The 14,565-nt window shown below is 32.9% G+C and carries 10 protein-coding genes and 1 other RNA gene; 5 read left to right on the top strand and 6 right to left on the bottom strand.

The window, feature by feature from the left end; translation table 11 throughout:
• Positions 1-152 precede the first annotated feature (152 nt).
• A complete protein-coding gene (locus HHX25_RS18470; RefSeq protein WP_169676532.1) occupies positions 153-2,669 on the bottom strand; it encodes an Ig-like domain-containing protein in 2,517 nt (838 codons plus the stop codon).
• Between the two features lie 751 nt (positions 2,670-3,420).
• Positions 3,421-3,771, bottom strand: an RNA gene (rnpB, locus tag HHX25_RS18465) — RNase P RNA component class A.
• Positions 3,772-3,955: 184 nt separating this feature from the next.
• Here rnpB and dnaX point away from each other — a divergent pair.
• The 3 genes from dnaX to miaE are packed head-to-tail and all read left to right on the top strand — an operon-like array spanning position 3,956 to position 6,844.
• Positions 3,956-5,680, top strand: a complete 1,725-nt coding sequence (dnaX, locus tag HHX25_RS18460; protein ID WP_169676531.1) for a DNA polymerase III subunit gamma/tau — start codon at positions 3,956-3,958, stop codon at positions 5,678-5,680.
• A 10-nt stretch (positions 5,681-5,690) separates the two neighbouring features.
• Positions 5,691-6,260 carry a DUF4738 domain-containing protein gene (locus HHX25_RS18455; RefSeq protein ID WP_169676530.1) on the top strand — a complete coding sequence of 190 codons (570 nt, stop codon included), beginning with the start codon at positions 5,691-5,693 and terminating at the stop codon, positions 6,258-6,260.
• 2 nt (positions 6,261-6,262) lie between these two features.
• Positions 6,263-6,844: a tRNA-(ms[2]io[6]A)-hydroxylase gene (miaE, locus tag HHX25_RS18450; RefSeq protein ID WP_169676529.1), complete on the top strand. Its 582-nt coding sequence runs from the start codon at positions 6,263-6,265 to the stop codon at positions 6,842-6,844.
• On the opposite strand, the gene HHX25_RS18445 is transcribed toward miaE, so the two are convergent.
• The 4 genes from HHX25_RS18445 to HHX25_RS18430 all read right to left on the bottom strand — a co-directional run bounded on the left by HHX25_RS18445 (position 6,841) and on the right by HHX25_RS18430 (position 11,067).
• Positions 6,841-7,371, bottom strand: a complete 531-nt coding sequence (locus tag HHX25_RS18445) for a porin family protein (RefSeq protein WP_169676528.1) — start codon at positions 7,369-7,371, stop codon at positions 6,841-6,843. The genes miaE and HHX25_RS18445 overlap by 4 nt on opposite strands.
• Positions 7,372-7,471: 100 nt before the next feature.
• A complete protein-coding gene (locus tag HHX25_RS18440) occupies positions 7,472-8,377 on the bottom strand; it encodes a Ppx/GppA phosphatase family protein (RefSeq protein ID WP_169676527.1) in 906 nt (301 codons plus the stop codon).
• 1 nt (position 8,378) lies between these two features.
• Complete coding sequence (ppk1, locus tag HHX25_RS18435) at positions 8,379-10,442, bottom strand: polyphosphate kinase 1 (protein ID WP_169676525.1); 2,064 nt, start codon at positions 10,440-10,442, stop codon at positions 8,379-8,381.
• Positions 10,443-10,581: 139 nt separating this feature from the next.
• Positions 10,582-11,067 (bottom strand): SixA phosphatase family protein, encoded by a 486-nt coding sequence (locus tag HHX25_RS18430; protein ID WP_169676523.1) that lies wholly within the window; start codon positions 11,065-11,067, stop codon positions 10,582-10,584.
• Between the two features lie 449 nt (positions 11,068-11,516).
• Here HHX25_RS18430 and HHX25_RS18425 point away from each other — a divergent pair, with 449 nt between their 5' ends.
• Both HHX25_RS18425 and HHX25_RS18420 read left to right on the top strand, forming a co-directional pair.
• Entirely contained in the window at positions 11,517-12,047 is a 531-nt protein-coding gene (locus tag HHX25_RS18425; protein ID WP_169676521.1) for a hypothetical protein, read from the top strand.
• Between the two features lie 35 nt (positions 12,048-12,082).
• The coding region (locus HHX25_RS18420; RefSeq protein WP_449404043.1) for an HYR-like domain-containing protein at positions 12,083-14,565 on the top strand (2,483 nt) is incomplete at its 3' end.

The raw sequence follows: 14,565 nt of genomic DNA, 5'->3' as shown, positions 1-14,565 counted from the left end.
CAAGCTTTTTTAACCGAAAAAGAGGCTTGCCTTATAAAAGCAAATTATTTATAAGACAGCCTCTTTCTATTTATCGAAAAATCAATCTGTAGTTATCATTGATTTAATCAATAAGCATTAGATTCATACAGATTCTCCTTATAGTTCTTTATCTATTTAAGAACTAGTTTATCAATTAATGTTCGATTAGCGATTTTTAACTTAATTATATATATACCCCTATTAAAGTCTCTGGTGCTCACCTTAGAAATATGACCACTGAATATTTTAGAAAAAACAAGCTTCCCTTGCATATCCAGTATCTTTAGATCTGCATTGATAACTTCATTTTTAAATAAAACGTTCACTTGATCTTTGGCAGGGTTTGGATACAGTACCATTTTAGGAATCGAACCCTCAATAGGGTCTGAGTTAGTTCTACTTTCACGAGACTTTTTGCTTTGCGAACCAACAGCCCTACTAGCAGACATATTACTACTACCCCCTACTCGGGTTAACGTGATTTTATCGAGATTCCATTGCCAAGTATTGCTTCCCGATGCGGTCAACCGTATAGTTACAGAGCCAGATGGCAGAGCAACACTACCGCCATTTAAGGCCCCATAGGTGTCCCAGGCACCATTATTAGGCACATTAGTAGTTGATGCTACAGTTTCACCTATAGAGAGCTGAATTTGGGCATTATTAGAAGGCGTAGAAATATTATATTCTATATTATAATTTCCTGCTGTTCCCACATTGATAGTATACTCGACCCAATCACCACTATTTACAAAGTTAATCGTATTGGCAGTAGCATTTGCCCCCAAGCCAGGTCCACCAAAACCAGCATCGTTAAATGTCCCGCTAGTATTATTGAAACTCTCGGCCTCAATAACGATTTCATCATCTGGAGGCGGTATGTTATTGTTGACTGTAATAAATGCGCTTGCAGGAAAAGATCCATCTTGTGTGGTAACTGTTATTGTTGCAGAACCTAAAGCAACTGCAGTTACAAGTCCATCGGCATTTACCGTCGCAACTCCAATATTATTTGAGCTCCAAGTTACGGCCTTATTTGTAGCATTAGATGGTAGTACTGTTTCATTCAAATTCAATGTCTGCCCCACATTAAGTGTACCTGCTGTAGGGCTTACAGACACTCCAGTAACTGATACTGGTGAAGGATTAGAACCTCCATCTGTGACGGTAATAGTACTCGTATCGGTCTTACCGCCACTTAATGTGGTTCCAGTTATTATAGCCGTACCTTCACCCACAGCTGTAACTAAACCTGTTGTATTCACAGTAGCAACATTGATATCAGATGAAGACCAGGTAACAGCTTGCACCGTAGCATTGAATGGAATAACAGATCCTGTTAATTGAGCTGTCTCTCCAACCTCTAATGTTGCACTTGCAGGCAATACACTAACTCCAGTAACATCAATAGTGTCTGGTTCTCCATCTATAGGATCACCTGCAACGCTAACAATGATATTATCGGTAAAACCACCGTCAAAAGTTTCAACCGTAACAACAATATTTTCTGCTTTAATACCTTTTACAAGCCCTTGACCATTAACAGTAACAAAATCAGTATTGGCAGATGACCACGTCACAATTTTTTTAGTAGCATCAGCTGGAGAAATCAAAGCATTCAACTGAAAAGTTTCACCTGGACGAATAGTTACGGTTCGTGGTTGTATTGAAACACTTGTTACGGGCACCTTACCGCCAACTGGAACCGCATCATAAACCCTTATCCAGTCAATTAAAAATAGATTTTTGCCATTTACATCGTCAAGCTCATCTGAAGTTGGATAAATATTTAAATTACTAAGCCAAGACTGCTGCTCCATATTTATAATGATATGCTGTGGTTTACTCAAACCTGTTCCACCAGTGTAGCCATATTTGTCAATCGCATCAAAATCGGTGGTATGTTCAGACAAGTTTCCTTCTGGATCGAGAAAGCTATGTGTATTCTTTTTTATAGTTCGAACTTTAATCCCATTAATATAATACTCAACATGGTGTGGGTTTACCCAATATACGCCTATATCAAACCATTCGCCTCTCCATGATGCTTTGTCTTCTTCATAATACCATGTACCAAAAACTTCTTCTTCATCTCTTGGTTGGTAATCGGTAAATGGGTTTCTGATAAATACATGATGGCTCAGATGGATACGCTGATCAAGCCATTCTCTACCTGTTTGACTATTGGGATAAGATTCCAGCATATCCAACTCTTCGGTTTCATCGCCACTAATCATCCAAATGTTATTAGCTAGCATGCAATTGGCCTGTTTTACTCTAGCTTCCATATACATCGGATAGGTCATTTGAGCTTTAGAAGAAATACATCCTGTATATATAATTGAATACTGACTATCTTGAGCGGCGTGAATATTTAAATATCCGCCTGTTGTCCATGAATGGTCTTTATGAAAAGAGGTATTTGATGGTCCTGAAAAATTATTTATATACAGGTCATTCCATCTGCTAGTAAACGCTTCTGGTCGATTTGACCCTGTGGATTCATAGTTAAAACTATCTGAAACAGGGTTTAATTCCCATACCATTCCAGATGGTAAATTTGCTGGAACCGCCATTCCAGCCCAATCTTGTGCATTTACACTTAATGTCATACACATAATTAGTAATAATATTTTAAAAATTTTCATTTGTTATTTGTGTTTAGTTATGTAAAATATTTGTGTCGTGGTTTAAAATTTGAAAACAACATATTATCTAGACATTTCTTTTATTGCTAAAGTTTAAGTTGTAATCAAATTAATCCATACTCTATTAATCAATTAGGATATAATCCTAAAGTTAATTGTGGACAAATGTCATCTAGCCCCTGGTTTGTTATCAAACTGGAGAATCTATGTGTTAAAAAAGGGGACTGGACATAAAGCTTGCATAAATGCAACCAACGGGATCAGTATACTAAGGAGGATTTTTATATTTCATTTGATAAAAAATTAAGTTTAGTTTAAGTTTTTCTTTCCTGTATATTAGATACAGTTACCTTCAAATTAGTTAGTATTTTTTATCAACGACAAATGCCAATGGCATTTTTTAGCCATATATATTGTAATTGGCTGATCAATTAATTGTAATAACAGAGAAGCAAGACCAAATCGTTTTGGTTTTTTCTTGTATTCAACAAAACAATTGTTAAATCATTATCACAATTGTAATATTTTTCCTTAAAACGTGTCGAATATACTACAAAAAAAACATATCAACCTAATAATCAATAGTTTTTATGTTAAAAAAATTAAGAAATGTCATTTCATCGAATATCAACCATAATCAAATTAAAGATAATCCTTAAAATAGATTAAAGGTGTTAATTGACAGTCAGTTATATCTGAACAGGTCATCAAATCAAAAAAAGAGGCTACCTTAAAAGGCAGCCTCTTTTTATAACAAAGTAAATCTATAAGCCGAATTCTGTTTTCCCTGAACTTGTTTCAGAATCCTCCAAAACAAATACAAAAAATCCTTATCATTTATCTGAGTGTATTGTTACCAGTACACTTTAGCTGCCTACCCTCCAGCATCGAGCGTGCAGCCCTCAAACACTGGTTTACATGGCATTGCACCACATAGAGTTTACCTGATTTCACTACAGCATGACCTGTACATACTTTCTGTTGCACTTTTCCTAGTCTCACGACTGGTGGTTATTAGCCACTATGTTGCACTTTGGTGTTCGGACTTTCCTCCCTTATACTAAAGTAAATTCAGCATATGAGCGATAAGGCAATCTACTTAAAGCAAAATTACAATAAAGAAATTTTAAATCTTAAGTAAATAAGGTAATTCTATACCCTATAAAGACTTTTCACTTAAAGTTGTTAATAACTCGCTTTAAATTTTACATCCTTTGCCTCTAATTTTAAGTTGAATTTTTAACTTTGTTAAACATTCAACAAGAACAGAAATAAATTCAATAAAATTGGAACATTTTGTAGTATCGGCTAGAAAATACAGACCTCAGACATTTAAAGATGTTGTTGGACAACAAGCTATTACAAATACTTTGTTGAATGCCATAGATAATAATCATTTAGCTCAGGCCCTTCTCTTTACAGGGCCTCGTGGTGTTGGTAAAACAACTTGTGCTCGTATTCTAGCCAAAATGATTAATAGTGATGGCACGGAAACAAATGATGAGGATTTTGCCTTCAATATTTTTGAACTAGATGCTGCTTCAAACAACTCTGTTGACGATATTAGGAGTTTAACAGATCAGGTTCGCATTCCTCCTCAAGTTGGAAAATATAAAGTTTATATTATTGACGAGGTACACATGTTATCTCAAGCCGCTTTTAACGCTTTTCTTAAAACACTGGAAGAACCACCAAAACATTGTATTTTTATTTTAGCTACTACAGAGAAACATAAAATTATTCCAACTATTTTATCTCGTTGTCAGATTTTTGATTTCAAGCGTATTACTGTTAAGGATGCCAAAGAATATTTAAAATATATTGCTGAAGAACAAGGAATAACGGCCAATGATGATGCTTTACATATCATCGCTCAAAAAGCCGATGGTGCAATGCGTGATGCTTTGTCTATTTTTGATAGGGTTGTTAGTTTTTCGGGTAAAAACCTGACAAGGCAAGCAGTTACAGAAAACTTAAATGTATTAGACTACGAGACTTATTTTACCAGTACCGACTTAATTTTAGAAAATAAAATCCCTGAATTATTATTGCAATTCAATAATACATTATCTAAAGGCTTTGATGGCCATCATTATATTGCAGGTTTGGCATCTCATTTCAGAGATTTGCTTGTAAGCAAGACCCCAGAAACTATTGAATTGCTAGAAGTAGGGGAACAAACCAAAGTCAAGTATTTAGAGCAATCTAAAAAAGCCTCTCAAGACTTCCTGCTTAAAGGCATAAATTTGGCCAACGATTGTGATCTCAAATATAAAACCAGCAAAAATCAACGCTTACTTATTGAGTTATGCTTAATGCAACTTGCCTCTATCACTTTTGATGGAGAAAAAAAAAATAGCAGACATTACATAATTCCTGCTTCTTATTTTAAAAAGAAGGGTATTACTCCTATTCCAGTAACACCTCCTAAGCAAACCGTTTTACCCAACTCAGATAAGGAAGAGGTTCACATAAAAAAACAAGCATCAAATACTAATATTACAGCTTTTCAAGTTAAAGAACCTCCGAAGATTGTTTTAAAACAAGAAACCAAAAGAACATCTGGGCTTTCATTAAGCAGTATAAGAGCAAAAAAAGAGCATCTTATTAAGCAGATGGATGTTGTTATTGATGAAGAAGATTTGCCTAAAGAAGATTTTACCGAGAAGGAACTAATAACTGTTTGGAATACTTACATAGAAAAAATACGAGAAAAGGGAAAACATAATCTGGCCTCCATATTGTCTATAGACACTCCTAAAGTTAAAGATACCACAGTTTATTTAGAGTACCCTAATGCTACAAATAAGGTAGAAATAGAACGCAATCAATATGATCTTTTAGCTTTTATTAGAAAATCTTTAAACAATTTCGACATTAATTTGTCTATTAGTGTAAACGAAGTTATGGAAAAGAAATATGCTTATACTACAATGGAGAAATTTGAGAAATTAAAAGAAAAAAACCCAAATATTGATCTTTTAAGAAAAACTTTCGATCTAGATATATAAAAAATTAGATATGAACAAGTTAGTAGTTTTTACTTTAATCTCCATTATAACTTTAGCTAGTTGTGATGGCAGAGACAGAAAATATAAAAGTACTGTGGAGGTTTTAAAAGAAAATAAGCTTTTAAAAGTATTTTCTCAAGAAATAAAATATGTTCCCGATACTTATGTTGAAATTAAAACCGATACTATTTTAAGCAATGGATTTGAAGTAAAAGTAAACTATCATTCCTTAGAAAACGATTTTGTGATAGAGACTTTAAAATCAGAAAGAGATTCCATAAAAAAAATCCATTATAAGAATTTTGAAGCACAACTTTTAGTATTAAAAAACAACACCATAATTAATAAAAGCTTAATCAATAAAGCGCTTTTTTATGAATATGAAAATACTCAATTTTGGACTCATGCCATCATGCAATTTTTATGGATAGATGATGATGCTTCAAATGAAGAGATGCTTTACTTAAATACTTCTTTTTGTATTCCGAACACAGAGGAATGTAAAGATTTCACACTGAAAATTAATGACAAAGGAGTTATTCAAATTGAAGAAATAAATATTTTTTCCAATACCATATAATAATGCTAGGATTAAAACTCCCTACGGATCCACGTTGGGTTAATATTGCAGAGAAGAACATCGAAGAAATACTTACTGATCATGCATTTTGTGAGCAGAAAGCAACAAGTACAGCTATTTCATTAATTGTAAGCTTTCCTGAATATACAGAATTGGTTCAAGAAATGACTGCATTAGTGAAAGAAGAAATGAGTCATTTTAAAATGGTACATGATAAAATTATAGAGCGCGGATGGACTCTTGGTCGTGATAGGCGTGATGATTATGTCATTCAACTTGTAAGGTTCTTTCCTAAAGGAGGCAGCAGGACAACACAGCTAGTACATCGTTTACTATATGCAGCATTAATTGAAGCTAGAAGCTGTGAGCGTTTCAGGTTACTATCAGAAGAACTTCAAGATAAAGAATTAGCAACCTTCTATAGAAATTTAATGGTTAGTGAAGCTAATCATTATACCATGTTTTTGGGTTTTGCCCGTAAGTACGGTAATAAAAAAGAAGTTGATGCCAAATGGCAACAACTTCTTGAATATGAAGCTGAAATTATGTCTAATTTAGGAAATACAGAAGCAATACACGGTTAAAACTTGTAACCTATACCTATTTGTATATTTGAATTTTTAGCCTCTACGCCTAAATTATCGTCAAAAATATTCGAAAAGCCATAGGTATACCTCACGTCAGCAAATAATGCATAATTAATTTTGCATTCTAAACCACCTACACCAGAGTAAGCAAAATTTTTGACACCATCTCCTTCTTTATGCACCTTTATCCCGACTTGCGGTCCTACGCCTAAATAAATTTTTTCACTTAATCTAAATTTTAAGAAAATAGGAGCCTGTATATAGTCCAAATGTAAAGGCTCTGCATTGGCACCTTCTGCAGAAAATTGTATTTCTGGCATTAAAGCAACAGCTTTAGACAAACCAATGTTAGCAAAGAAACCAAGATAAATACTATTTCTGTGCTTATTTACAAAAGCAGTAGTATTCGTATCGAAATCCAAATTCGATATGTTATAACCGCCTCTTACACCATACTTTATATCTTGAGAAACGCCATAAATTGAAAAACTAAATAGGATTGCTAATAGTAATATTTTTTTCATAATAAATTAGGTTTGGGGTATAATTTTAAGCAATTATACGCCTACGAATATATATTATAAAATTAAAAAACAACAACAATAAAAGGTGAAGTGCAAAATTTTACTGTGTATTACTAGAAACAGTATCATAATAGATACTTTTAATTATACCATCTGCCAAACCTATTTTTGGTACGTAAATATTTTTTGCGCCACTCCATTTCATTGAAGAAAGATAAATTCGCATAGCGGGAATAATAACATCTGCTCTATCCTGGTTTAAACCAAGTTCGGTGATTCTTTCTTCATAAGAATAGCTCTGAAGCGTATGATAATATGACGATAAATAAAAATATGTCAACGGTTTACCTAGAGCCTTACCAGATATCTTAAATATTTTATTAATATTACCTCCAGAACCAATAACTTCAATTTTATGGTACGATTTTGCGTATGTCCCAATCCACTGCTCCAATTCTTGCCAAGACTCTTTTTTAACAATATCATTAAGTAGTCGAACTGTACCTATTTTAAAAGACTTTGAAGCCACTTGTTTTCCTCTATGGATCACGGTAAATTCGGTACTACCGCCACCTACATCAACATAAAGATAGGTTTTATTGTTATCAATGTACTTATGTAAATCGGTTGCAGCTATAATTGCTGCTTCCTCTTTTCCTTTAATAACATCAATACTTATCCCCGATTCTTTTAAAACCAAATCAACCACTTCTCTCCCATTTGCAGATTCTCGCATGGCTGACGTTGCACAAGCTTTATACTTTACAACTTTATGAGATTTCATCAACAATTTGAATGCCATCATAGTATCAACAATTCGCTGAGTATTTTCTTTGGATATTTTATTTTTAACAAACACATCAGCTCCTAAACGTATAGGCACACGAACCAATGAATTTTTCTTAAATTGAACAGGTTTCCCTTTTTGTTCAATAATATTTGAAATAAGTAACCTTACAGCATTTGAACCAATATCTATAGCCGCATATTTCTTTATTTTAAGCATATTATCCCTCTAACTTTTTTAAATAATAATTATAAGTAGCAAACTGGGACCTTACTTTTTCTTTATCATTTATTCTATAATTATTTTCTTGTGATTCACTCAATAACCTTGCTTTAACATTATCGCTCCAACTAATATTAAACGTCTCTATAATTTCTTTTTTAATATCGTCATCATATATTGGACAACTTACTTCTACTCTATTATCTATATTTCTTGTCATCCAATCTGCAGAAGAAATATAGATTTTAGAATCGCCATTATTACCAAATATATAAATTCTGGAATGCTCTAAAAATTTATCTACAATACTAATAACTTCAATATTCTCACTCATACCTTCAACCCCTGGAATCAAACAACATATACCTCTAACTATCATTTGAATTTTAACGCCAGCTCGACTTGCTTCATATAGCTTATCAATCATTTTATAGCTAGAAATACTATTCATTTTCAATCTAATACTACCCGATTTACCATTCTTGGCACTCTCAATTTCAGCATCTATTAATTTAAAAATTGCTTTTTGAGTATAATGAGGAGATGTTATTAAATGTTTGTATGTAAAAATCTTATAATTGGTCTCAAAGAAACTAAAAATTTTATTTACATCTTTTAAAATACGTTGATCTGAAGTAAATAACGTATAATCGGTATAAATCTTTGCGGTAGATTCGTTAAAATTCCCAGTACTTATAAAACCATATCGCTTTACTTTTTTACCTTCTTCGCGCTCTATAACACACATTTTACTATGCACTTTTAGACCTGCCACACCAAAAATCAAATTAATTCCTTCATCCTCCATCTGTTGAGCATAATCTATATTTGCCTGCTCGTCAAACCTAGCTCTTAGCTCTATAGATACCGTAACCGATTTACCATTAACAGCCGCATTAATAAGTGAACTGGCTATATGTGAGATTTGTGCCAAACGATAAATAGTAATTTTTATAGTTTTTACGTTTGGGTCTAGAGCCGCTTCTCTTAGAAACTTTACAACATAAGAAAAGGTTTGATATGGTGCCTGGAGCAAATAATCTTTTTCTTTAATGGCTTCAAAAATACTAGCTTCTAAACTAAGGCCTTTAACAGGTAAAGCTTCAATTTTATTATAAAGAAGGTCATTTCTACCTAAACTAGGAAACCCCATGTAATCTCTTCTGTTATGATAACGTCCACCAGGAATAACACTATCAGTATCGTCAATTCCCATCTTAGTCATTAAATACTCCAAGGTATCCTGGTCTATGGTCTTATCGTACACAAAACGAACAGGTTCACCAATTTGCCTATGCTTGACACTATCGGCTATCTTCTCAATAAAACTTTTGCTTAAATCACTTTCAAAATCCAATTCGCCGTCACGAGTAATTTTAATCATATGTGCAGAAATGCTTTTATAATCGAAAATATTGAAAATATCACTTAAACAATGGCGAAGTAAATCGTCAATCATTATAAGATAGCTCTTTTCCCCATCTTTTGGCAATTCAACAAATCGATTAAAAGTTTTAGGTATTTCAATTAGCGCAAACTGTTTTTCATTATTAGCCATTAACATTCTAACCGCTAAATAAGCTCCACTATCCTTCAAATTAGGTAGCACTACAGAATCATTTAAAATAATAGTTACTAAGGCTGGGCTTACTTTTGTTAAAAAATATTTCTTTATAAAGTCATGTTGCGCATCATCAATTTGATTTTCGTCAATGATATAGATATTTTCATCCTCTAATCTTTGATGGATGGTATTTAATATTTCTAAACTTTTACTTTGTTGCTTTATTACAATTTGAGTAATAATTTCCAGCAACTCTTTTGCTTTAATACCTCCTAAAGCATTTTTTCCTCCTTTTCCAGCTTCGACAATGCGTTTAACCGTAGCATACCTTACCTTAAAAAATTCATCTAAATTATTAGAAAAAATCCCTAAAAACCTGAGACGCTCTATTAAAGGTACATTTTCATCTGAAGCTTCCTGTAGAACGCGAGCATTAAACTGCAACCAGCTAATTTCTCTATTTATGTAATTATTGTTTTGTATTTCTGATTTTATCATTAGAACAATTCATGATTTAGAATAGAAACACAAATATATTCTATTTAAGCTTAATATTATCAATAAAAACTGTTATGAAAATGGTAAGATTTAAACGGACTGATTTTTACATAACCCATTCTAATAATGTGTTAAAAAATCATTTTAAATCCCTAGGAAATAAAGTCCACATCGTTTTCCCTTTATCTAAATTTTTCCAGTTATCAATATCAAACGCTATAACAACAACTCCGCTAGTTGGCACGTTATCTATATAACTACTACCATAAGTATTTACAAAGGAGGTAATAGCATGGTTATGACCAAAAACCATGAGTGTATCAACAGAATTATCGCATGTTTTAATAACCTCAGTAAGGTTAGTTCCAGAAAAATCATATAAGTCATGATTTAGATGCACTGTATACGTATCGACACCTAAATTAGAGATAAAAATGTTAGCCGTTGTTTTTGCGCGCATGGCATCACTTGACAAAATCAAATCAATATTTAAATCTCTGGCTTTTAGATTATTTGAAACCAAATCGGCATCTTTAAAACCTCTTTTATTTAGAGGCCTCTCATGATCTATCACATTATGTTCCCATGAAGATTTAGCGTGTCTTACCAAAATTAAATTTTTCATAAAATATCAAGTTTAGCTAATTTTTTTCTACAAAATCCATTGCTTTTTATTTTGACTAATAAAATACACATAAAGATAACATAAGTATTAAGAAAAGTTAAAGCTTAAGTTATTTTAAAGCCGTTTCTAGCTTGGAAACCGATAAAAAACTGATTATACCGACCAAAAGTTTTTTAAAATCTTTTAATCGAATTTATAAGTGATTTACCATATATTTTTGAACAGATAATGGTATATGCGTTTTTTTGTACTACCTACTAAAACATTTTAAAGTTATGAACCTGAATCTAATACCATATAAAAACACAACATTGTCAATCAATGTTTTTCCCTCACAGTTTTTTCCCTCGAAAACTTTTTTAATAATTAACATAAGTAACTCATTGTGACTATTTCGGCACATTAGTGTTTAATATATATAGCATTTAAATAAAAAATTTTACTGAACCATGAAAAATAAAACGACGATAGCGCTTTACTCTTTTCTATTATTGTGCTGCTTTTCCTTTTGTGTAAGCGCACAACAAAATGTATTTGATTTAGAAATAGTTAATTATAGTGACAAGCCAGATGCTAGTGTTGAGCATTTGCATCTCCTATCACTTAAAAATAATTCCAATAAAACATCAAACTTCGATCTTTCAAGTAATGAAATAGCATGTAAAGCGAAATATAATGATGTTATCAGTAACAAAATTGGAAAAATTGATAGTGATGAAGAAACACTCATTAATACCTCTAGCGTAACTGTTGAAATCTATAATAGAACATTAAGTAAGAAGGTTAATAAAATCACTTTAAACCCAAACGAATCTATCTCATTTTATGTAAAAACAACTCGACAAAACAATACAGAAACAGGGACATGGAAGTGCTTAAAAATAACAGCGAATCTAATAGATAACAAAAATCACAAAAAGATTGGAAAATCTGTGATAATAAGGTCTTTTATACCGAACCCTAACATTTTAGGTCACTAAAATTTATAAAATATTAATTAGTTAATTAAAGGCTTATGAAAATCTTTACCAAATTTATAAACTATCATAAAGCAATACTTATAGTTATACTTTTAATAAGTGCTTTTGCTCAAGCCCAGTTGAAAAACTCTTTTGACCCTCGTTTTAACGAAGCTGTAAATGGAGATTTCACTATTATCGCGAATAATATGATTTCCACAACAGCCACTGGTGATTATAATGGTACAAGTGATAATGATCAAATATCTACTCTAATTTATGTTGATATTGATAATGACAATACAACATTCAATTCAAGTAGTGCCAATTTTGCTAACCCAGCTCCAACTGCAAGTTGTTTAACAATTAAAAAAGTACTCTTATATTGGGCGGCTGCAGATCAAGAACCTGATGAGAATGATCCTGATTCTGAAAACCAACCTAATTGGAATTACAATGATATAAAATTGATGCTGCCTTCTGAAACAACCTACACAACATATACAGCAGATGAAGTTTTATATAGAGGCCGAGAAGATCATGTTGGACCTCCAAATGATGGTCATTTTAGTAATGATCCATACATATGTGTAAAAGACATTACAAACTCGGTAACTAATTTAGTTGATAATAATATAAGTCCTTATGGTACATATCAAGTAGCTAACGTTGAAGGGAAAATAGGATCTTTAAACGATCATGACACTGGAACGCCCACTGGTGTTTCTGGAGGTTGGCAAATGGTTTTTGTATACGAAAGCCCTACATTACCGTTAAAAAACATTTCAATTTTTGATGGATATGGCCATGTCGTAAGTGGGCAAGGCAGTTATAATATTGATTTCAATGGTTTTCAAACAGTTCCAGCTGGAAGTGTAAATGCCAATATCCTTATTGGTGCTTTAGAAGGAGACCTTGGACTAAATGGAGATAGATTACAAATAGAAAACACCTCTAATACTTTTGTAGATTTATCAACAGCACCTATAAACCCCATAAGAGCTTCTGACAATTTCTTTAATAGTAAAATTACAATTGATAATGCGAATTTTACGAATAGAACGCCAGCTAGCACAAACACATTAGGCTTTGATGCTGCTATTTTTGAATTATCAAACCCTGGCAATACAGTTATTGGAAATGGTCAAACCTCAGCAACATTTAGACTGACCTCCAATCGGGAAACTTATGGTTTATTTTTATTAGGTTTATCTGTCGATGTTTGGTCTCCAAATTTAGGACCTATTCATTTAACATTAGATACGCCTAGTACATCTCTAAATCCTAATGCCACCTTTGGAGCCAGCTTTACTGTTGAAAATACAGGAAACGACGATGCTAAAAGTTTAGAAGTATCTACAACTTTACCTCCACAGGTGACTTTAGTTGAACCAATATCGCCTGCACTCCCTGCAGGAATCACTTATAGCTATAATACCACAACAAACTTATTGGAATTTTTTGTTGCAGATGGAATAGCAGATTCTGGAGCACCAGCTGTAAATGTTGATTTTGATTTACAAGTTAGAGACGAATGCTATTTCTTAGAAACAAGTTGTGACCTTCAATTTGAATTACAATTAGAGGCGAACTACATAGGTGATCAAAACCCAACACCTCAATCAACCGTTAGTTCTGCTAATTTAGATTCTTGCGGTGTTGGTATATTAGATCCTATAGTTATTAATGTTACGCAACCTTCTATATCTTGGGATACTGCTGTTGATACTTTAAACAGAGAATTAGAATGTAATGACGCAGCAGGTTTAAATACTGCTCAAGCATTAGAACCTCAAACTAATAAATGTAACCTAACATTAACAAAAACATCTGGTGTATTTGTTTCCAACCCAACTTGTCCTAGTACTGGTACTTATACAAATACCTGGAATTTCACTGATGCCTGTGGCGTTACTATTGCCGATTATGTGCAAACAATAACGATCGTTAATACAACAGCCCCTGTAGTACCTGTAGATGCCAGTTCAAGTGTGGAATGTATAGAAGATGCAACACAACCTACAGCTCCAATCGTTACCGATTCCTGTGGTAATAATATTGTCCCTGTGATTACTCAAAACACAGATCCAGTATGCCAAGGAGATAAAATATATACCTTTACTTATACAGACTGTGCTGGAAACACTTCTGTATATACATATACTTATACTATAAATGATGCAACACAACCTACAGTATCTGGAACTATTTTAGATTCTGTATTACAAGGGTGTAATGCTACTGGAGTAACTCCTGCGGAAAATACAGTGAGTGGACTTGAAGCTTTAGGACTTACTATTTCTGACAATTGTACTGATAATACAAATCTTATAGTCACTAGTGATGATAATATCTCTGGTACTTGTCCAATTGTTGTGACTAGAACATACTCGATTACTGATGCATGTAACAACACTACAACTGCCACTCAAATTATTAATATTAACGATACGACGTTGCCGACAGTTTCCGGTACCATAGCAGAATCTACAGTGGAAGGCTGCCTAGCTGCTGATGCTACAGCTCCTGTCAATTCAGT

Source organism: Flavivirga algicola, from assembly GCF_012910715.1.
Lineage (GTDB): Bacteria > Bacteroidota > Bacteroidia > Flavobacteriales > Flavobacteriaceae > Flavivirga > Flavivirga algicola.
The sequence above is the reverse complement of the archived record's forward strand: the minus strand, read 5'-3'. Positions and strand labels throughout refer to the sequence as shown.

What these genes read in the sequence shown, in the direction of transcription:
- miaE (WP_169676529.1), top strand. Translation starts at nt 6,263, where the DNA reads ATGCTAGGATTAAAACTCCCTACGGATCCACGTTGGGTTAATATTGCA.
- HHX25_RS18455 (WP_169676530.1), top strand. Translation starts at nt 5,691, where the DNA reads ATGAACAAGTTAGTAGTTTTTACTTTAATCTCCATTATAACTTTAGCT.
- HHX25_RS18440 (WP_169676527.1), bottom strand. Translation starts at nt 8,377, where the DNA reads ATGCTTAAAATAAAGAAATATGCGGCTATAGATATTGGTTCAAATGCT.
- HHX25_RS18470 (WP_169676532.1), bottom strand. Translation starts at nt 2,669, where the DNA reads ATGAAAATTTTTAAAATATTATTACTAATTATGTGTATGACATTAAGT.
- HHX25_RS18445 (WP_169676528.1), bottom strand. Translation starts at nt 7,371, where the DNA reads ATGAAAAAAATATTACTATTAGCAATCCTATTTAGTTTTTCAATTTAT.
- HHX25_RS18425 (WP_169676521.1), top strand. Translation starts at nt 11,517, where the DNA reads ATGAAAAATAAAACGACGATAGCGCTTTACTCTTTTCTATTATTGTGC.
- ppk1 (WP_169676525.1), bottom strand. Translation starts at nt 10,442, where the DNA reads ATGATAAAATCAGAAATACAAAACAATAATTACATAAATAGAGAAATT.
- HHX25_RS18430 (WP_169676523.1), bottom strand. Translation starts at nt 11,067, where the DNA reads ATGAAAAATTTAATTTTGGTAAGACACGCTAAATCTTCATGGGAACAT.